The sequence below is a fragment of the Kitasatospora sp. NPDC127121 genome, assembly GCF_042677305.1.
In the GTDB taxonomy this organism is placed as follows: Bacteria; Actinomycetota; Actinomycetes; order Streptomycetales; family Streptomycetaceae; genus Kitasatospora.
In genome coordinates this window covers 64,986-84,357 of the sequence record NZ_JBHXTQ010000021.1, presented here as the reverse complement: position 1 = coordinate 84,357, position 19,372 = coordinate 64,986, and the positions used below count along the sequence as shown (strand labels likewise).

Sequence of the window (19,372 nt, the reverse complement as noted above, 5' to 3'; positions counted from 1 at the left end):
GGAACGGTTGCCCGAAGCGTCGTACGCTCTGCCGGTCAGATCATGTGCAGAACGTGTGACCGTCGGAGCGTGCCGTGCCGCCCACCCTTCGCCCCGCCGCCGCGGTGGCCACCCTGCTGCTGATCGGTGCCACCACCGGGTGCAGCCTGCTGGCCGCCCCGGGAACCCGCACCCCCGACGGCGACCCCGCGCCCGTCCCGCCCCGGCAGGTGGTGCTCGCCGCCGCCCAGGCGCTGGACGACGCCGGCGGCGCCCGGATCGACGTGGTCGAGGAGGGCCCGGCCGGCCGCCGCACCGCGAGCGGCACCCTGGTCTGGGGCACCCGGGACGAGGGCGCCCTGAGCGTCACCGACGAGCAGGGCACCGGGCAGCTGACCCTGCGGGACGGCGCACTCGACCTCAGCTACCAGGGCGCCCCGCCCAAGCACGCGGACCGGGACGGCGCCGAGTCGCTCGATCCGCGGGCGACCGCCGGCCCGGGCGGCTACGCGGGTGGCTGGATGACCGCACTGGTCACCAACCCGGGCAGCCGCGCGTACAAGATCGCGCAGGCCGGGAAGCTCGGCTCGCTCGGCGGCGAGCAGCTGGCCGGGATGACCGTGGCGCACTACCAGGGCTCCACGCCGGTGGCCGAATACTTCGGCGCGGACCAGGAGTTGACCCCGGCACGGCTCGTTGCGGTGGTCGACTGGTACGGCCGGCGAGGGGTGTCGGCGATCGGTTACGACGTCTGGGTCGGGCCCGACGAGCGGCTGCTGCGACTGCGTGAGACGGCCCGGGGGAGCGACGGCACCACGGTGACCACGACGGATGTCTCGACCTCCGGAGAAGGTGACGCGCCCCCTGTCGAAGCCGGGTGACGGGAGGGGGTTGTTCGGCGCGTGGGGGATCTGGCGATCCGTTAGAGTCCGCGTGAGAAGAAGCCGAAAATCGGTTCTTCATCGGATCGTTCGGATCTCACGGGGGACTCCATGCGCGCTACGCGCCTCGCCTCGACCGTCGCCATCGCGGCCGTGCTGCTCGGTGCCGTCACCGCCTGCGGCAGCAAGGGCGGCGACGCCAAGAACGGCGACGCGGCGGCCGCGGCGCTGACCGGAGACCCCAAGGCCGCGCTGGCCGCCTCCGCCCTGGTGATGCAGAAGGCCGGCAACGGCAAGGTCACCATGATCTCCCCGGACGGCTCGACCCACACCGCGGGCAGCGGCGACGCCGACTGGAAGGATCCGAACCGGGCGGCCGTCGACCTGACGGGCGAGGTCGAGACCAAGAAGATCCGGTTCCGGGTGATCGGGACCGACGGCTACCTCGGCGGCGGCGACAGCGAGGCCGCAGCCATGGGCGGCAAGCACTGGATCAAGCTGCCCGCCTCGAACGAACTCGGCAACGGCGTCCTGCTGATGAGCCAACTGCTCAACCCGGTCGCCCAGCTCGGGCTCGCCGCACAGAGCGGCAAGCCCGCCAAGGTCGGCCAGGAGAGCCTCGACGGCGTCCAGGTCACCCACCTGCGGGCGGTCGAGGAGGCCTCCGCCATGGTGGCCGCCATGCCGGCGCTCACGGCCGGCCAGCGCACGGCCGTCCAGAAGTCCCTGGAAGAGGACGGCAGGACCCTCACCATCGACTTCTGGCTCAACGGCCGGCAGGAACTCGTCCAGTACCAGGAGTACGGGGACAAGAACGGCGAGCACGACGCCGTCACCGTCAAGTACGCGGACCTCGGCAAGGCCGCGAAGATCGACGCCCCCGCCGCCACCGACCTCGGCAGCGAGACCGACCTCCTCAAACTGCTCGGCTGATCCGCCGAACCCGCACACCGGAGCCGACGAGACCTCTGGGTGGACGCCGACCAGTTGGTCGTCCAGCGGAGTGCGACCGGCGACACCAAGGCGGGCGCGTTCAAGTCCACCGTCCTCTACTCGGACTACGGCACGCCGGTCACCGCCGCGGTGCCGGGCGCGGCCGACACGGTGGAACTGGCCGAGCTGGCGAAGCTCGGCAAGGGGGGCGCCACCGGCTGATCCGGGTCAGGGTGGCAAGGTGGCCGGAACGAAAGCCGCCGACGCGGCGCCCGGGCGAGAGGGGACCAGACGATGGCGGGACGACGGCGGTTGGCGGCGCTGGCCGCGGTCGTCCTGCTGGCGAGCGGGCTGGCCGGATGCGGCGGGGGTGGCGGCGCGCCGTCCACGCCCTCCGGCAGCCCGACCCCGACGAGTTCCTCGTCGACCGAGGCGGCCAAGCCCAGCGACCGCTCGCCGCACGGCGTCCTGGTCTCCGCCCAGCTGGCGATGCAGACCGCCCGCCGGGCCAAGGTCAGCTACCGGCTGGGCGCGGACGCCGGGGCCGGGCCGCTGTTCTGGCAGCCCAAGACGGCGCTCCAGATCAAGCGCTCCACCCCGGCCGACGCCGAGCAGCTGATCGTCGTGGACACCGTCGCCTACCAGGGCGGCGACGCCGCCACCGCGGCCCGCCAGGGCGGCCGGCACTGGGAGCGCTTCTCCGTCCCGCCGGACCCGGACGGCCACCGGGAGGTCCCGTACGCGGGGCTGATCGACCTGCTGAACCCGGTCGAGGCGCTGGCCGCCGCCACCGCCGACGGGGTGGACCCCCGGTTCATCGGCGAGGAGAGGTTCGACGACTCGACGGTCGAGCACTACCGGATCACCACCACCGCCGAGCGCTACGCCGCCGCCCAGACCCAGCTGACCCAGGCCCGCCGGGACGGCCTGCGGGCCGCGCTGGCCCCCGGCGGCTCGATCTCGCTCACCGTGGACCTCTGGCTCAACGACAAGGACCAGCTGGTCCGGCTCCAGCGCACCGGCAGCGGTGACAGCGGCCGGGCGGACGACTCGGTGCTCTACTCCGACTTCGCCGGCGCCCTGCTCTCGGTGCAGGCCCCGGCCGAGACGGACACCGTGGACACCGGGCCCCGGACGGTCTCCCCGCTGGCCCGCTGAGCCCCGTCCGGCGCGGCCGGCCCGGCGGGCATCGGCCGTTCAGGGGCGATTTGCCCCGGACGGCGGAGTCCGGTTACTGTTACCGAAGCCAAAGACCGCTGGTTGTCACCGTGCTCGCGAGGGATTCGGTGGCCGAAGGATCTGCGCTTCGTCGCAGGCAGCCCGCGCAGGTGTGTCTGGAGCTTCGACTTCCGGGTCCGCGTTCGCGCGAACATCCGTTGAGGTCGTTTCGAGCCCCGTGCGCCCTGCGCATCGGGGCTCATCTGCTTTCCGCAGGCTTTCCTTCCGTCCGGTTGGTTCGAGGCGTGAATGGTCGACTTTCGCGGTCGGCCGGATTTCGACATCACGGAAGGAGGCGTAAGCCTATGGCAAGGCCCGACAAGGCTGCTGCCGTCGCCGAGATCACGGACAAGTTCCGTGGCTCCTCCGCGGCGCTGCTGACCGAGTACCGCGGTCTCTCGGTGAAGCAGGTCAAGACCCTGCGTCGCTCGCTCGGCGAGAACGCCGAGTACGCCGTGGTGAAGAACACGCTGACCAAGATCGCGGCCAACGAGGCCGGGATTTCGGAGCTCGACGACCTGTTCAACGGTCCGACGGCTGTCGCCTTCGTCACCGGTGACCCGGTGGAGTCGGCGAAGGCTCTGCGTGACTTCGCCAAGGAGAACCCCGCTCTCATCATCAAGGGCGGTGTCCTTGACGGTAAGGCGCTGTCCGCCGATGAGATCAAGAAGCTCGCGGACCTCGAGTCCCGCGAGGTGCTGCTCGCCAAGCTGGCGGGTGCCCTGAAGGCCAAGCAGTCCCAGGCTGCCGCGCTCTTCCAGGCCCTGCCGTCGAAGCTCGTCCGCACTGTGGACGCGCTGCGCGACAAGGTCGAGCAGGGCGGTGCCGGTACGCCGGCTCCCGCCGCCGAGGACGCCGCCGCCGAGTAATCGGCAGGCTCACGCCTCGCTGCGGGCCCGTGCCCGCCCCACCCGTACATACGGCATCACCTGCCGATTTAGTGGAAGGACGCCATCATGGCGAAGCTGTCCCAGGACGAGCTGCTCGCGCAGTTCGAGGACCTCACCCTCATCGAGCTCGCTGGCTTCGTGAAGGCCTTCGAGGAGAAGTTCGACGTCACCGCCGCCGCCCCGGTCGCCGTTGCCGCCGCCGGTGGCCCGGCCGCCGTTGAGGCCGTCGAGGAGCAGGACGAGTTCGACGTCATCCTCGATGGTGCCGGCGACAAGAAGATCCAGGTCATCAAGGAGGTGCGCACCCTGACCTCCCTCGGCCTGAAGGAGGCCAAGGACCTCGTTGACACCGCTGGTGCCAAGGTCCTGGAGAAGGTTGCCAAGGACGTTGCCGAGAAGGCCAAGGCCGCCCTCGAGGGTGCCGGCGCCAAGGTCACCGTCAAGTGACTTCTCGCCCCCTCTGAGGGGGCCTGAAGCCGGGCCGATCACCCTTGTGGGTGGTCGGCCCGGCTTTTTCGCGTTTCCGGCCCTGGGCGGCCCTGGACGGCCCTGGGACCACTCCGCGGCCGGGACGCGCCGGTGTGGCCGAGAGCCCACTCGGCAGCGTCGGTGCGGACGGGTATGGTGATCACCGTCATCGACGGTGGCCCCCACCACGGCTTCTGTAACGCCGGGGGGCGTCCGGCCGATGGACGGGTCGAGGTCCGCACCGCCTGCGGGCCCTTGACGAACCCGGCGAGGCGCGCGATTCTCAAGGCGCGAGTCCGCCCGGTTGGTTTGCCACTGGATGCATAACCAGTGGCTCAGGCGGGAAATGACTCCACGTGAGTTATGGGGCCCGGGCAGTGCCCGGGCCGGTGCAGTACCCGGTGGGCGTTCGCGTCCGCCGGCTACCGGGAGGAGTCTCCGATTCGGTTTCCGAATCAGAGCTGGACAGCAGTGTGCCCTTTGGCTACACTGTCCCTTTGCGCTGCCTGTTAGCTGCTCCGTGACTCGTCGCCCGGAGTTTGCGTTGCCCTGAAGGGGTCTGGCATCGCCTCCGCAAAGCGGCTCTGACCTGGGATTCCGATCCCGGCGGAGGCCAGTGGCGAGGGAGGCGGGACCAAGCCCGTGAAGGCCCGGCTGGTACGCGCGTAGTGAGCTCCGAGCCCTCGGAAGGACCCCCCTCTTGGCCGCGCCGCGCAACGCCTCGAACAATTCCGCCGCATCCACCGCCCCGCTCCGCGTCTCCTTCGCGAAGATCAAGGAGCCCCTCGAGGTCCCCAACCTCCTGGCCCTGCAGACCGAGAGCTTTGACTGGCTGCTCGGCAATGCGGCCTGGAAGTCCCGGGTCGAGGCGGCGCTGGAGAACGGTCAGGACGTCCCCACCAAGTCCGGTCTGGAGGAGATCTTCGAGGAGATCTCCCCGATCGAGGACTTCAGTGGGTCGATGTCGCTGACCTTCCGCGACCACCGTTTCGAGCCGCCGAAGAACTCGATTGACGAGTGCAAGGACCGCGACTTCACGTTCGCGGCTCCGCTCTTCGTCACGGCCGAGTTCACCAACAACGAGACCGGTGAGATCAAGTCTCAGACGGTCTTCATGGGCGACTTCCCGCTCATGACCCACAAGGGCACGTTCGTGATCAACGGCACCGAGCGTGTCGTCGTGTCGCAGCTGGTCCGCTCCCCGGGCGTGTACTTCGACTCCACCCTGGACAAGGTGTCCGACAAGGACATCTACTCCTGCAAGGTCATCCCCTCGCGTGGTGCCTGGCTGGAGATGGAGATCGACAAGCGCGACATGGTCGGCGTCCGCATCGACCGCAAGCGCAAGCAGTCCGTCACCGTGCTGCTCAAGGCGCTCGGCTGGACCAACGAGATGATTCTCGAGGAGTTCGGCGAGTACGAGTCCATGCGCAACACCCTGGAGAAGGACCACACCCAGGGCCAGGACGACGCGCTTCTGGACATCTACCGCAAGCTGCGTCCTGGCGAGCCGCCGACGCGCGAGGCCGCGCAGACGCTTCTGGAGAACCTGTACTTCAACCCGAAGCGCTACGACCTCGCCAAGGTGGGCCGCTACAAGGTCAACCGGAAGCTGGGCAACGCCGAGTCGCTGGACTCCGGCGTGCTCACCGAGCCCGACATCATCGGTGCGATCAAGTACCTGGTGAAGCTGCACGCCGGTGAGACCGAGTGGAACGACCAGACCGGTCGCGACATCGTGGTCGAGGTCGACGACATCGACCACTTCGGCAACCGTCGCCTGCGCAACGTCGGCGAGCTCATCCAGAACCAGGTCCGTACGGGTCTCGCCCGTATGGAGCGCGTCGTGCGCGAGCGCATGACCACCCAGGACGTCGAGGCGATCACGCCGCAGACCCTGATCAACATCCGGCCGGTCGTCGCCTCCATCAAGGAGTTCTTCGGCACCAGCCAGCTGTCGCAGTTCATGGACCAGACGAACCCGCTGTCGGGCCTGACCCACAAGCGCCGTCTGTCCGCCCTCGGCCCCGGTGGTCTCTCCCGTGAGCGCGCCGGCTTCGAGGTCCGTGACGTGCACCCCTCGCACTACGGGCGCATGTGTCCGATCGAGACCCCCGAAGGCCCGAACATCGGTCTGATCGGGTCGCTGGCCTCGTACGGCCGGGTCAACGCCTTCGGCTTCATCGAGACCCCGTACCGCAAGGTCATCGAGGGTGTCGTCACGGAGCAGGTCGACTACCTCACGGCCGACGAGGAGGACCGCTACGTCATCGCGCAGGCCAACGCCCCGCTGACGGCGGAGCTGACCTTCGCCGAGCCGCGTGTCCTGGTCCGCCGCCGTGGCGGCGAGATCGACTACATCCCGGGCACCGAGATCGACTACATGGACGTCTCGCCGCGCCAGATGGTGTCGGTCGCGACCGCCATGATCCCGTTCCTCGAGCACGACGACGCCAACCGCGCGCTCATGGGCTCGAACATGATGCGCCAGGCGGTGCCGCTGCTGAAGAGCGAGGCTCCGCTGGTCGGTACCGGCATGGAGTACCGCTGCGCCGTCGACGCCGCGGACGTCATCACCGCCGAGAAGGCCGGTGTCGTCCAGGAGGTCTCGGCCGACTACGTCACCGTCGCCAACGACGACGGCACGTACACCACGTACCGCGCCGCCAAGTTCACCCGCTCCAACCAGGGCACCGCCTTCAACCAGAAGGTGCTCGTGGACGAGGGCGCCCGGGTCGAGTCCGGCCAGGTGCTGGCCGACGGCCCGTGCACCGACGAGGGCGAGATGGCCCTCGGCAAGAACCTGCTCGTGGCGTTCATGTCGTGGGAGGGTCACAACTACGAGGACGCGATCATCCTGTCGCAGCGCCTCGTGCAGGACGACGTCCTCTCCTCGATCCACATCGAGGAGCACGAGGTCGACGCCCGTGACACCAAGCTCGGCCCCGAGGAGATCACCCGGGACATCCCGAACGTCTCCGAGGAGGTCCTCGCCGACCTCGACGAGCGCGGCATCATCCGCATCGGCGCCGACGTCGTCACCGGCGACATCCTGGTCGGCAAGGTCACGCCCAAGGGTGAGACCGAGCTGACCCCGGAGGAGCGCCTGCTCCGCGCGATCTTCGGTGAGAAGGCCCGTGAGGTCCGCGACACCTCGCTGAAGGTGCCGCACGGTGAGTCCGGCAAGGTCATCGGCGTCCGCGTCTTCGACCGCGAAGAGGGCGACGAGCTGCCCCCGGGCGTGAACCAGCTGGTCCGCGTCTACGTGGCCCAGAAGCGCAAGATCACCAACGGTGACAAGCTCGCCGGCCGTCACGGCAACAAGGGCGTCATCTCGAAGATCCTGCCGGTCGAGGACATGCCGTTCCTGGAGGACGGCACCCCGGTCGACATCATCCTCAACCCGCTGGGTGTCCCGTCCCGAATGAACCCGGGACAGGTCCTGGAGATCCACCTCGGGTGGCTCGCCAAGCAGGGCTGGGACGTCTCCGGCCTCGCCGACGAGTGGGCCCAGCGCCTCCAGGCGATCGGCGCCGACACCGTCCAGGGCGGCACCAACCTCGCCACCCCGGTCTTCGACGGCGCCCGCGAGGACGAGATCACCGGCCTGCTGGACAACACCACCCTCACCCGTGACGGTGAGCGCCTGGTGAACTCCACCGGCAAGGCCCGGCTGTTCGACGGCCGCTCCGGCGAGCCGTTCCCGATGCCGGTCTCGGTCGGCTACATGTACATCCTCAAGCTGCACCACCTGGTCGACGACAAGCTGCACGCCCGTTCGACCGGTCCGTACTCGATGATCACCCAGCAGCCGCTCGGTGGTAAGGCGCAGTTCGGTGGTCAGCGCTTCGGTGAGATGGAGGTGTGGGCCCTTGAGGCGTACGGCGCTGCTTACGCGCTGCAGGAGCTGCTCACCATCAAGTCCGACGACGTCCTCGGCCGTGTGAAGGTCTACGAGGCCATCGTCAAGGGCGAGAACATCCCCGAGCCCGGCATTCCCGAGTCCTTCAAGGTCCTCATCAAGGAAATGCAGTCGCTCTGCCTCAACGTGGAGGTGCTGTCCTCGGACGGCCAGTCCATCGAGATGCGGGACTCCGACGAGGACGTGTTCCGCGCCGCCGAGGAGCTCGGCATTGACCTGTCCCGGCGCGAGCCGAGCAGCGTCGAAGAGGTCTGACGGAGGTTGGGCCGGCTGCCCGAGCAGCCGGCCCGCCCCCAGGCCCCCCTCAGACCACATGAACGACTCTCGACTTACGAAAGAGGGCTTGACGACCAGTGCTTGACGTCAACTTCTTCGACGAGCTCCGCATCGGCCTGGCCACCGCCGACGACATCCGCCAGTGGTCGCACGGCGAGGTCAAGAAGCCGGAGACCATCAACTACCGCACCCTGAAGCCCGAAAAGGACGGACTCTTCTGCGAGAAGATCTTCGGCCCCACCCGGGACTGGGAGTGCTACTGCGGTAAGTACAAGCGCGTCCGCTTCAAGGGCATCATCTGTGAGCGCTGCGGCGTCGAGGTGACCCGCGCCAAGGTGCGCCGTGAGCGGATGGGCCACATCGAGCTGGCCGCCCCGGTCACCCACATCTGGTACTTCAAGGGCGTGCCGTCCCGCCTGGGCTACCTGCTCGACCTGGCGCCGAAGGACCTCGAGAAGGTCATCTACTTCGCCGCCTACATGATCACCTGGGTCGACGACGAGCGCCGCCAGCGCGACCTGCCGTCCCTGGAGGCGCACGTCTCGGTCGAGCGCCAGCAGATCGAGAACCGCCGCGACTCCGACCTCGAGGCCCGTGCCAAGAAGGCCGAGACCGACCTGGCCGAGCTGGAGGCCGAGGGCGCCAAGGCCGACGTGCGCCGCAAGGTGCGCGAGGGCGCCGAGCGCGAGATGAAGCAGCTGCGCGACCGCGCGCAGCGCGAGCTCGACCGCCTCGACGAGGTGTGGGCCCGCTTCAAGAACCTCAAGGTCCAGGACCTCGAGGGCGACGAGCTGCTCTACCGCGAGCTGCGCGACCGCTTCGGCACCTACTTCTCCGGCTCGATGGGCGCGGCGGCCCTCAAGGACCGCCTCGAGACCTTCGACCTGGCGGAGGAGTCCGAGCGCCTGCGCGAGATCATCCGCACCGGCAAGGGCCAGAAGAAGACCCGTGCGCTGAAGCGCCTCAAGGTCGTCTCCGCGTTCCTGCAGACCACCAACAAGCCCAACGGCATGGTGCTGGACTGCGTCCCGGTCATCCCGCCGGACCTGCGTCCGATGGTGCAGCTGGACGGTGGCCGCTTCGCGACCTCCGACCTGAACGACCTGTACCGCCGCGTGATCAACCGCAACAACCGCCTGAAGCGGCTTCTCGACCTCGGCGCGCCCGAGATCATCGTGAACAACGAGAAGCGCATGCTCCAGGAGGCCGTCGACGCCCTGTTCGACAACGGCCGTCGCGGCCGTCCGGTCACCGGCCCGGGCAACCGCCCGCTGAAGTCCCTCAGCGACATGCTGAAGGGCAAGCAGGGTCGTTTCCGCCAGAACCTGCTCGGCAAGCGCGTCGACTACTCGGCCCGTTCGGTCATCGTCGTCGGCCCGCAGCTCAAGCTGCACCAGTGCGGTCTGCCCAAGGCCATGGCGCTGGAGCTCTTCAAGCCGTTCGTGATGAAGCGCCTGGTCGACCTGAACCACGCGCAGAACATCAAGTCGGCCAAGCGCATGGTCGAGCGTGCCCGCCCGGTCGTGTGGGACGTGCTCGAAGAGGTCATCGCCGAGCACCCCGTCCTGCTGAACCGTGCGCCCACCCTGCACCGCCTCGGCATCCAGGCCTTCGAGCCCCAGCTGGTCGAGGGCAAGGCCATCCAGATCCACCCGCTCGTCTGCACCGCGTTCAACGCGGACTTCGACGGTGACCAGATGGCCGTCCACCTGCCGCTCTCCGCGGAGGCGCAGGCCGAGGCCCGCATCCTGATGCTGTCCTCGAACAACATCCTGAAGCCGGCCGACGGTCGCCCCGTCACCATGCCGACCCAGGACATGGTGCTCGGTCTGTTCTTCCTGACCTCGGACCGGGAGACGGTGAAGGGCGGTGGCCGTTCCTTCTCCTCGACCGCCGAGGCCGTCATGGCCTTCGACGCCCGCGAGCTGGACGTCCAGGCCCCGATCGAGCTGCGCCTGCCGGCCGGCACCGTCCCGCCGCGCGGCTGGACCCCGCCGGTGGACGAGGAGGGCCAGACGGCCTGGTTCGACGGCGAGCCGTTCCGTCTGACCACCACCCTGGGCCGCGCGCTCTTCAACGAGCTGCTGCCCGAGGACTACCCGTTCGTCGACTACGAGGTGGGCAAGAAGCAGCTCTCCGCGATCGTCAACGACCTGGCGGAGCGCTACCCCAAGGTCGTCGTCGCGGCGACCCTGGACAACCTGAAGGCGTCCGGTTTCCACTGGTCGACCCGCTCGGGTGTCACCGTCTCGATCTCCGACGTCGTCGTCCCGCCGAACAAGCCCCAGATCCTCGAGGGCTACGAGGCGAAGGCGGAGAAGGTCCAGCGTCAGTACGAGCGCGGCCTGATCACCAACGACGAGCGCAAGCAGGAGCTCATCGGCATCTGGACCCAGGCGACCAACGAGGTCGCCGAGGCCATGAACGAGAACTTCCCGAAGACGAACCCCATCTTCATGATGGTCGACTCGGGTGCTCGTGGAAACATGATGCAGATGCGCCAGATCGCCGGTATGCGTGGTCTGGTGTCGAACGCCAAGAACGAGACCATCCCGCGACCCATCAAGGCGTCGTTCCGTGAGGGTCTCACCGTGCTGGAGTACTTCATCTCCACCCACGGTGCCCGTAAGGGTCTGGCGGACACCGCCCTCCGTACCGCCGACTCCGGCTACCTCACCCGTCGTCTGGTCGACGTCTCCCAGGACGTCATCATTCGCGAGGAGGACTGCGGTACCGAGCGCGGCCTGAAGCTGGCGATCGGCGCCGTCGGCGCGGACGGCGTCCTGCGCAAGGCCGACGACGTCGAGACCAGCGTGTACGCCCGCATGCTCGCCGAGGACATCACGGTGGACGGCAAGCTCCTTGCCACCGCCAACACCGACCTCGGTGACGTGCTGATCGACGAGCTGATCCGCCACGGCATCGGCGAGGTCAAGACCCGCTCGATCCTGACCTGCGAGTCGGCCGTCGGCACCTGTGCCTTCTGCTACGGGCGTTCGCTGGCCACCGGCAAGCTGGTCGACATCGGTGAGGCGGTCGGCATCATCGCCGCCCAGTCCATCGGTGAGCCCGGCACCCAGCTGACGATGCGTACCTTCCACACCGGTGGTGTGGCCGGTGACGACATCACCCAGGGTCTGCCGCGTGTCGTCGAGCTCTTCGAGGCCCGTACCCCCAAGGGTGTGGCCCCGATCTCGGAGGCCACCGGCCGGGCGCGGATCGAGGACACCGAGAAGACCCGCAAGCTCGTCATCACCCCGGACGACGGCAGCGAGGAGATCGCCTACCCCGTCTCCAAGCGTGTGAAGCTGCTGGTCAGCGAGGGCGAGGCGGTCGAGGTCGGCCAGAAGCTGACCATGGGTGCCACCAACCCGCACGACGTCCTGCGCATCATGGGCCAGCGTGCCGTCCAGATCCACCTGGTCGCCGAGGTCCAGAAGGTCTACAACTCGCAGGGTGTGTCGATCCACGACAAGCACATCGAGATCATCATCCGGCAGATGCTCCGCCGCGTGACGATCATCGAGTCGGGCGACGCCGAGCTGCTCCCGGGCGAGCTCGTCGAGCGCGGCCGCTTCGAGACCGAGAACCGTCGCGTGGTCGCCGAGGGCGGTCACCCCGCCTCCGGCCGTCCGCAGCTGATGGGTATCACCAAGGCCTCGCTGGCCACCGAGTCCTGGCTGTCGGCCGCCTCCTTCCAGGAGACGACCCGGGTCCTCACCGACGCGGCGATCCACGCCAAGTCGGACCCGCTGCTGGGCCTCAAGGAGAACGTCATCCTCGGTAAGCTCATCCCGGCCGGTACGGGTCTTCCCCGCTACCGCAACATCCGGGTCGAGCCGACCGAGGAGGCCAAGGCCGCGATGTACTCGGCCGTCGGCTACGACGACTACGACCTGTCGCCCTTCGGCGCCGGCTCCGGCCAGGCGGTCCCGCTGGACGACTACGACTACGGCCCGTACACCGGCTGAGTCCGACGTTCGGCTGTCAGGGCGGTCACCCCTCGCGGGGTGGCCGCCCTGCGGCGTTCCCGGGCCGGGTCTTTCCGGTCTTTCCGGGCTTTCCCGGGGTCGTCGGGGGCCTGCGGGGCACGGATTAGGTTCCCTGGCAGAAGTCGCGTAGAGTCGTGTTTACCGACGCGGGGTGGAGCAGCTCGGTAGCTCGCTGGGCTCATAACCCAGAGGTCGCAGGTTCAAATCCTGTCCCCGCTACTCAGTAGCAACGAAGGGCCCGGAGGCATCAAGCCTCCGGGCCCTTCGTCGTTCCCGGGAGTCGTCCCCGGGAGCGGCCCCTCCCTCGTGCGGGGGAGGGACCGGAACCGCTCTGGTGAGGGAGGCGGAGGAGAGGGCGGCCGGGGCAGGCTTCGCGTGTCGGGACGACGGGGCTTTCGAAGGGGGCCGGGCATGAAGCGGGTACTGGGCGCGATGGCGATCACGGGGACGGTGCTGGTCGGTATGTCCGCCTGTCTGCCCTTCGGGGACGACCAGGAGCACCGGACCGTGGACTACGGGGTGTCGGAGCCGGTCAGGGAACTGGTGGTCGAGGCGCACACCGGCGGGATCGTGGTGACCGGCGGCGGCGACGCGGTGCACGTGACCGAGGCGCAGAACTACCGGGGCGAGGCGCCGCGGACCACGCACGAGGTGAAGGACGGCGTGCTGCGGCTGACGTACGACTGCCGGGGCTGCGGCGTCGGGTACACCGTGCAGGTGCCGGCCGGGACGAAGGTGCGGGTGACCCAGGAGACCGGCGGGGTGCGGCTGGTCGGGCTGGCCGCCGAGGTGGAGGCCTCGGTGGACACCGGCGGGGTCGAGGCCACCGGGCTGACCTCGCAGACCGTCCGGTTGAGCACCCGGACCGGCGGGGTGCGGGCCGACTTCGCGGCGGCACCCGTGAAGGTGGAGGCGGAGGCGGAGACCGGCGGGGTGCGGGTCAGGGTGCCCGCCGGGGAGGCGTACGCGGTGGACGCGCACGCCGGGGCCGGCGGAGTGGAGCTCAGGATCCCCTCGCAGCCGGGGGCCGCGCGCAGCATCACGGCGCGTACAGGCGCCGGCGGGGTGTCGGTCGACGGTGTCTGACCGAGCCGTTCCGGAGGTCCTGCCGGTAGGGCATGATCTTCTCCGCGGGGGCGGCGCCCCCGGACACGGGGGAGGGGCTGCGGTGGTGCGAGCGGCGCGCTGGCGGAGCTGGTCGGCCGGGCTGAGTCCGTACGTGCTGGACTCGCTGCTGGCCGTGGCATCGGCCGGGATCTCGGTCTGGGCGGTCGGCAACGACGACAGGGCCTGGCCGTGGTGGGTCTACCTGGTGGCGGTGTCCACCTCGCTGTCGCTGCCCTGGCGGCGCCGGGCGCCGCTGGCCGCACTGGCGGCGGGCAGCGTGGCCTTCATGACGCTGTCCGTGGTGGCGCACTCGGCGAGTCCGCAGGTGCCGCTGGCCGGTGTGATCGGCATCTACACGGTGGCGGAGCGTTCCCCGGACCGGCAGCGCTGGACGGTGCTGGCGGTGGTGGTGGTCGCCAACGTGATCGGCACCCACTCGCCCAACGGCATGCTGTTCAGCCTGCTCACCTCGGTCGGCTCGTTCGTCTTCGGCTCGCTGGTGCGCGCCCAGCGGCGGCTGGCCCGGCTGGAGGCCGAGCGGGCCCGCGAGGCCGGGGAACGGGCGGCCAGTGAGGCGGGCCGCGCGGTGGTGGAGGAGCGGGCCCGGATCGCCCGGGAGATGCACGACATCCTGGCGCACGCCGTCTCGCTGATGATCATCCAGGCCGAGGCCGGGCCGCTGGTGGTGCACGCCAACCCGGACCGGGCGATCCGCGCCTTCGACACCATCGCCGACGCGGGCCGCGACGCGATGGTCCAACTGCGGCGCGTCCTCGGAGTGCTGAAGGAGGAAGGGGCCGGTCCTGAGCTGGCCCCGCAGCCCCGGCTGGCCGAACTCGCCGACGTGGCCGAGCGGGTGCGCCGGGCCGGACCGGCGGTGGAGCTCGAACTGGCCGACGGGCTGGGCGCGGTGCCCGCCGACCTCCAGGCCGTGGTGTACCGGATCGTGCAGGAGGCGCTGACCAACACGGTCAAGCACTCCGGCGCCGACCGGGTCGCGGTCCGGGTGCGGCGGTCCGGGGACATTCTGGACGTCGTGGTGTCCGACAACGGGCGCGGGCTGCCGGTGACCGTCGGCGGCGTGGTGAACGGCTGGTCCGGCGGCCGCGGGCTGGTCGGCATCCGGGAGCGGGCGGCGGCCTGCGGCGGGCGGGCCGAGGCCGGACCCGGACCGGAGGGCAAGGGCTTCCTGGTGAGTGCCCGGCTGCCGTTGGGGGTGGCGGGCGTGGTGGAGAAGGCGGGCGGATGAAGCCGATTCGGGTGGTCGTCGCGGACGACCAGGAGCTGGTGCGGGCGGGGTTCGGGATGATCCTGGACGCGCAGCCCGACATCGAGGTGGTGGCCGAGGCCTGCGACGGCGCCGAGGCGGTCGAGGCGGTCCGCGCCCACGGCCCGGACGTCCTGCTGCTGGACGTCCGGATGCCGGTCATGGACGGGCTGGAGGCGGCCCGCCGGGTCTGCGCCGAGTTCCCGTCCACCAAGGTGATCATGCTGACCACCTTCGACGCCGACGACTACGTCTTCGACGCGCTGTACGCGGGCGCCAGCGGCTTCCTGCTCAAGGACGTCCGGCGGGACGACCTGGCGCACGGGGTGCGGATGGTGGCCTCCGGGGAGGCGCTGCTCGCGCCCTCGGTGACCAGGCGGCTGATCGGCGAGTTCGCCGCCCGCCGCCCGGGCTCGCCCGAGCGGGCGCTGCGACCGCCGTCCAAGCTGCTGGAGCAGCTCACCCTGCGTGAGCAGGAGACCCTGCGGCTGCTGGCGCGCGGGCTCTCCAACGCGGAGATCGCGGCCGAGCTGGTGGTCAGCGAGCACACGGTGAAGACGCACGTCAGCAATGTGCTGAGCAAGCTGGGGCTGCGGGACCGGGTGCACGCGGTGGTGTTCGCGTACGAGGCCGGCGCGGTGGTGGCGGGGGAGGCGTAGGGGCTCTCTTGCGGATCACGCCGGGCGCGGGGCCCCTGGTCGGGGCTCCCCCGTGCGGGGGAGGCGGCGGGTTCGCCGGTGCGGGCGATCCGCGACGAGGGGTGCGGCGGACAGCATCTGTGGTGTCGGAACGGACCACGGGCCACCAGCTACCTGCCGGGGCCGCGGATCACCACAGGAGATCGTCGGATGAACACCCCGCAGGAGAACCGCCGCACCGCCTACGCCGTCGTCGGCGCCCCCGCCCTGATGGCCCTCTACGGGGGGATCCGGCTGATCCCGGGCTCCCGGGAGCCCGGCCTCGGCTGGACGGTCGGCCACACCGCGATGTTCGCCGGGCTGCTGCTGTTCGCCCCGATCCTGCTCGCCCTGCGCGGGCTGCTCGCCCCGCGCGGCACCACGGCCGGGCGGCTCGCGGCCGGTGCCGCGCTCGGCACGGCGTTCGCCGGCCTGGCGGCCTCGCTGGTGCAGATCGGGATCGATCTGTACGTCGGCCTGGCGGCGGCGGACAAGGCCGGGCAGTCGCGGATGTTCGACCGCGTCCAGGGCGTCCCCGGGGTGCTGCCGGCGGTCTACCAGATCGGCCCGCTGCTGTTCTACGTCGGCCTGCTGGCCCTGCTGGTCGCCGCCGCGGTGGGCGCGACCCGGACGCTGCCCTGGTGGAGCCCGGTGCTGATGCTGGTCGGCACCGCCGCCTCGGGGGCCGACCTGGCGCTGATCCCGGTGGCCGCGGTCTGCTACCTGGCGGCGCTGGCCCCGCTGGCCCGCCGCGCCGCCGGGCCCCGCCCGGTACTGGTCTGACCGGTACTGGTCTGACCGGTGCTGGTCCGCCCGGTGCTGGTCTGGCTGGGCGGTCCGGACGGGCGGTACGGACGGGCGGCCGCTCCCGCAGGGGAGGGGCGGGCGCCCGTCAGCTCATCCGGAACACCGGTCCGCGCGGGGTGAACGGCAGCCCGGCGCCCCGGGGGACCAGGAAGGCGTGCTCGCGGCGCACCCGCAGCACGTCGCACGCGCCGTCGGTGATCACCAGCACGGGCGCCCCGCGCGGGAAGTCCTCGGCCCGCTCCAGCAGGTCGACGCCCGGCTGCAGCTCGGTGCCGCCGCGCCCGCGCACCCGGACCCGGCCGGCGATCTCGCCGACCGGGACGTACCCGGCGTCGTGCGGTGCGGCGTCGCAGTGCACCACCCGGGCCGCGGGCACGTCCCGGGCGGCCGCGTACGAGGCGATCGCGCCGAGCGCCTTGCCGAGCAGGACCCGGTTCATCGAGCCGGAGGTGTCCAGGACGACGCCGAAGGTGCAGCGCGGCACCTCCTCCGGCGGGTGGTAGCGGCCGGCCCGGGGGATGTCCGGGGTGGCGGACTGCCGACGGGCCGGGCGGGAGTAGCTGCGGACCGGCTCCGGACGGGGCACGAACTCGTCGAACCAGCGGGCCAGCCGGGCGTCCCAGGGCAGCGGCGGGTGGGCGAGGGCGCGGATCTCCTCGACCAGTCCGGCGGGCAGCAGCCCGCGGTCGCGCTGGTGCAGCTCGAAGCCCTGCTGGAGGCCGCGGCGGTAGAAGTCGTCGAGGTCCACGTAGTCGCGCGGGCCGCGGTCCAGCGGTGCGCCGAGGATGTCCGGGCGGTTCTTGCCGGCCAGAGTGGCGAGCCGGCGGATCCGGCGCTCGTCGCGGACGATCCGGTCGTACACCTCCTCGGCCGACAGCCCCTTCAGCTGCGGGTCGTGCAGCAGGCCTTCCGGCATGTCGCCGACGCCCATCTCCAGCAGCCAGCCGTTGATGACGTAGTCGGCGGCGACGTTGAAGAGGAACGGGTCCCGGCCGCCGCGGCGCTCGCCGTGCCGCAGGGCGGCGTGCAGCATCTCGTGGCCGAGGATGAACCGCCACTCCTCGTCGGTCTGCTGGCGCAGCGGGTTGATGTAGACCTCGCCGGCCTCGGCGTTGACGGCGGCGATGGAGATGCCGTGGGCGCGGGCCAGTTCGGCGTCGGCGACGACGGTGAGGCCGGCCGCGATGCCGCCGAGCAGCGGGTAGGAGGAGACGAACCAGCCGAGCGCCCTGGTCCACGGCCGTACGGGCAGGCGCTCGCCGGTCTCCCGGTCGAAACGGCCGCCGGCCCGGTCCATCGCGGCGGACATGGTGCGGGTGAGGGCGGCGGCGAAGGCCGCCGACCAGTCCTGAGGGGTGTGGCCGTAGTCCTGCCACTCGACCAGCAGCTGGTCGTGGTCGGCGGTGCCGGCCGTCCCGGCGGTGACGGCGGGCGGCAGGCCGTCGCGGCGCCAGCGGGCGGCCAGCTCCTCCTCGTCGCCGCCCGGGTACTCCTGCGGGAGGGCGACCGGGGGGCGGCCGACGGGGAAGGTCGCGAGGAAACGGTTCACCACCGCGCAGCGGGCCGCCTCCTCGTAGGCGTCGGGCTGGACCCGGACACCCTTGGCGGCCGGAACGTGGCCGAAGCCCAGGTGCAGCAGGCAGTGCGCCAGCACCCAGGCCCACTCGTCCGGCTCGGCCCGGCGGCGCGGGTTGACGTGCACGGTGCCGTCGGAGTCGACCACCGCCCAGCCGCCGGTCGGGGCCAGCCCGCAGTCGTCCCGGCGGCAGAAATCGGCGGGCACGGCGTCGAAGGCCGGGTTCTGGCGCAGCAGCCGGACCCCCTCGGCGAAGACCTCCGCGCCCGGGTCCGGCTTCTTCGCACCCTTCTGGACGGAAGGGCTCACCGGCGGGCCTCGACCAGCCGGGGCATGTCCCGGGCCGCCTCGATCAGGAACCAGGAGGGCAGCACCGGATTGCCGTCCGCGCCGTCGGCGATCACCGTCTGGGCGACCTCCACCGAGATCTCGGCCAGCTGCACCAGCAGCGACTTGGCCCGGAAGGCGGTCTGCCGCTGCGCCCCCGAGGCGTGCTCCTTGCTGGCCGGAAGCTCCTTGACGAGGCGGCCGCGGAAGGCGTCGGCCAGGTAGTAGAGCAGGTCGCGGTCCTCCAGCCGGTGCGGCCAGCGGGCGTCGCCCTTGAGGATCGCCTCCAGGCCGTAGGCGTTGCGGACGATCTTGGCGTAGCCGCAGAAGGCGATCGCGTGCTGCGGGGTGAGCAGCCCGTACGCGAGCACCTTGAGGGTCTCCTCGTCCAGGGTGGGGCCGAAGGAGTGCAGCGCGTCGGAGAGCATGTGCCAGGCGCGCGGGGTGGAGAACGGCTCCTCGGTCTTCGGCGGGGCGGACCACAGGTGGTCGGGGCGGTCGGTGACGTAGTCGACGACCCAGGGGTGGATGCCGGCGCCGGCCGCCCAGCCCAGCCAGTCCGCGGCGCTGGCCCGCAGGTGCACGTGGACCATGCGGTTGACCAGCGCGGACGCCATCGGTCGGGCGAGCGCGCCGTCGGTGGCGCGGTTCCCGGCGCCGATCACGATCGAGCCGGGCGGCAGCTCGTACGAGCCGATCCGGCGGTCCAGGATCAGTGAGTAGAACGCCTTCTGGACGTCCGGGGTCGCCGCGTTGAGCTCGTCCAGGAACAGGCAGTACGGTTCGTCGCGGGCGATCTGCTCGGGCGGGCAGAACCGGGAACGGCCCTCCGGGGTCAGCTGCGGGACACCGATCAGGTCCTCCGGGGCGAGCTGGGTACCGACCAGGCTCACGCACTCCAGGCCGAGCGACTCGGCGAACTCCCTTACCAGCGAGGACTTTCCGATCCCGGGCGCGCCCCAGAGGAACACCGGCCGGACGGTGGCCAGCCCGAGCAGCAACTCGGGAATCTGGACGGGCGAGACGCTGACTGCTCCCTGCACGGGGCTCCT

14 protein-coding genes and 1 tRNA gene are annotated in these 19,372 nt (G+C 70.8%); 13 read left to right on the top strand and 2 right to left on the bottom strand.

Annotated elements, in window-relative coordinates; genetic code table 11:
• Positions 1 to 74: 74 nt before the first annotated feature.
• From ACFVHI_RS13905 to ACFVHI_RS13845, 13 genes are all read left to right on the top strand, one after another.
• Positions 75 to 860: a hypothetical protein gene (locus ACFVHI_RS13905; protein ID WP_380338856.1), complete on the top strand. Its 786-nt coding sequence runs from the start codon at positions 75 to 77 to the stop codon at positions 858 to 860.
• A gap of 111 nt (positions 861 to 971) precedes the next feature.
• Positions 972 to 1,793, top strand: coding sequence for a hypothetical protein (locus ACFVHI_RS13900; RefSeq protein WP_063348934.1), 822 nt, complete (start codon positions 972 to 974; stop codon positions 1,791 to 1,793).
• Between the two features lie 39 nt (positions 1,794 to 1,832).
• Positions 1,833 to 2,015 carry a hypothetical protein gene (locus ACFVHI_RS13895; protein ID WP_063348935.1) on the top strand — a complete coding sequence of 61 codons (183 nt, stop codon included), beginning with the start codon at positions 1,833 to 1,835 and terminating at the stop codon, positions 2,013 to 2,015.
• A 72-nt stretch (positions 2,016 to 2,087) separates the two neighbouring features.
• Positions 2,088 to 2,951, top strand: a complete 864-nt coding sequence (locus ACFVHI_RS13890) for a hypothetical protein (protein WP_159398493.1) — start codon at positions 2,088 to 2,090, stop codon at positions 2,949 to 2,951.
• A 365-nt stretch (positions 2,952 to 3,316) separates the two neighbouring features.
• Positions 3,317 to 3,880 (top strand): 50S ribosomal protein L10, encoded by a 564-nt coding sequence (rplJ, locus tag ACFVHI_RS13885; RefSeq protein WP_063348937.1) that lies wholly within the window; start codon positions 3,317 to 3,319, stop codon positions 3,878 to 3,880.
• Positions 3,881 to 3,964: 84 nt separating this feature from the next.
• Positions 3,965 to 4,348: a 50S ribosomal protein L7/L12 gene (gene rplL / locus ACFVHI_RS13880; protein ID WP_208869184.1), complete on the top strand. Its 384-nt coding sequence runs from the start codon at positions 3,965 to 3,967 to the stop codon at positions 4,346 to 4,348.
• A 721-nt stretch (positions 4,349 to 5,069) separates the two neighbouring features.
• Positions 5,070 to 8,546, top strand: a complete 3,477-nt coding sequence (gene rpoB / locus ACFVHI_RS13875) for a DNA-directed RNA polymerase subunit beta (RefSeq protein WP_063348939.1) — start codon at positions 5,070 to 5,072, stop codon at positions 8,544 to 8,546.
• 98 nt (positions 8,547 to 8,644) lie between these two features.
• A complete protein-coding gene (locus ACFVHI_RS13870) occupies positions 8,645 to 12,538 on the top strand; it encodes a DNA-directed RNA polymerase subunit beta' (protein ID WP_063348940.1) in 3,894 nt (1,297 codons plus the stop codon).
• A gap of 166 nt (positions 12,539 to 12,704) precedes the next feature.
• Positions 12,705 to 12,778 (top strand) — tRNA-Met (locus ACFVHI_RS13865).
• A gap of 192 nt (positions 12,779 to 12,970) precedes the next feature.
• Complete coding sequence (locus tag ACFVHI_RS13860) at positions 12,971 to 13,645, top strand: hypothetical protein (protein WP_380338850.1); 675 nt, start codon at positions 12,971 to 12,973, stop codon at positions 13,643 to 13,645.
• A gap of 82 nt (positions 13,646 to 13,727) precedes the next feature.
• Entirely contained in the window at positions 13,728 to 14,915 is a 1,188-nt protein-coding gene (locus tag ACFVHI_RS13855) for a sensor histidine kinase (RefSeq protein WP_380338848.1), read from the top strand.
• Positions 14,912 to 15,592 (top strand): response regulator transcription factor, encoded by a 681-nt coding sequence (locus ACFVHI_RS13850; protein WP_063348943.1) that lies wholly within the window; start codon positions 14,912 to 14,914, stop codon positions 15,590 to 15,592. The genes ACFVHI_RS13855 and ACFVHI_RS13850 overlap by 4 nt, the downstream gene beginning before the upstream one ends.
• A 189-nt stretch (positions 15,593 to 15,781) precedes the next feature.
• Positions 15,782 to 16,393, top strand: coding sequence for a hypothetical protein (locus ACFVHI_RS13845; protein WP_380338844.1), 612 nt, complete (start codon positions 15,782 to 15,784; stop codon positions 16,391 to 16,393).
• 109 nt (positions 16,394 to 16,502) lie between these two features.
• Here ACFVHI_RS13845 and ACFVHI_RS13840 read toward each other — a convergent pair whose 3' ends face one another.
• Both ACFVHI_RS13840 and ACFVHI_RS13835 read right to left on the bottom strand, forming a co-directional pair.
• Positions 16,503 to 18,302 carry a hypothetical protein gene (locus ACFVHI_RS13840; RefSeq protein WP_380338842.1) on the bottom strand — a complete coding sequence of 600 codons (1,800 nt, stop codon included), beginning with the start codon at positions 18,300 to 18,302 and terminating at the stop codon, positions 16,503 to 16,505.
• Positions 18,299 to 19,363, bottom strand: a complete 1,065-nt coding sequence (locus ACFVHI_RS13835; protein ID WP_380338839.1) for an ATP-binding protein — start codon at positions 19,361 to 19,363, stop codon at positions 18,299 to 18,301. Before ACFVHI_RS13835 ends, ACFVHI_RS13840 begins: the two co-directional genes overlap by 4 nt.
• Between the last annotated feature and the right edge of the window lie 9 nt (positions 19,364 to 19,372).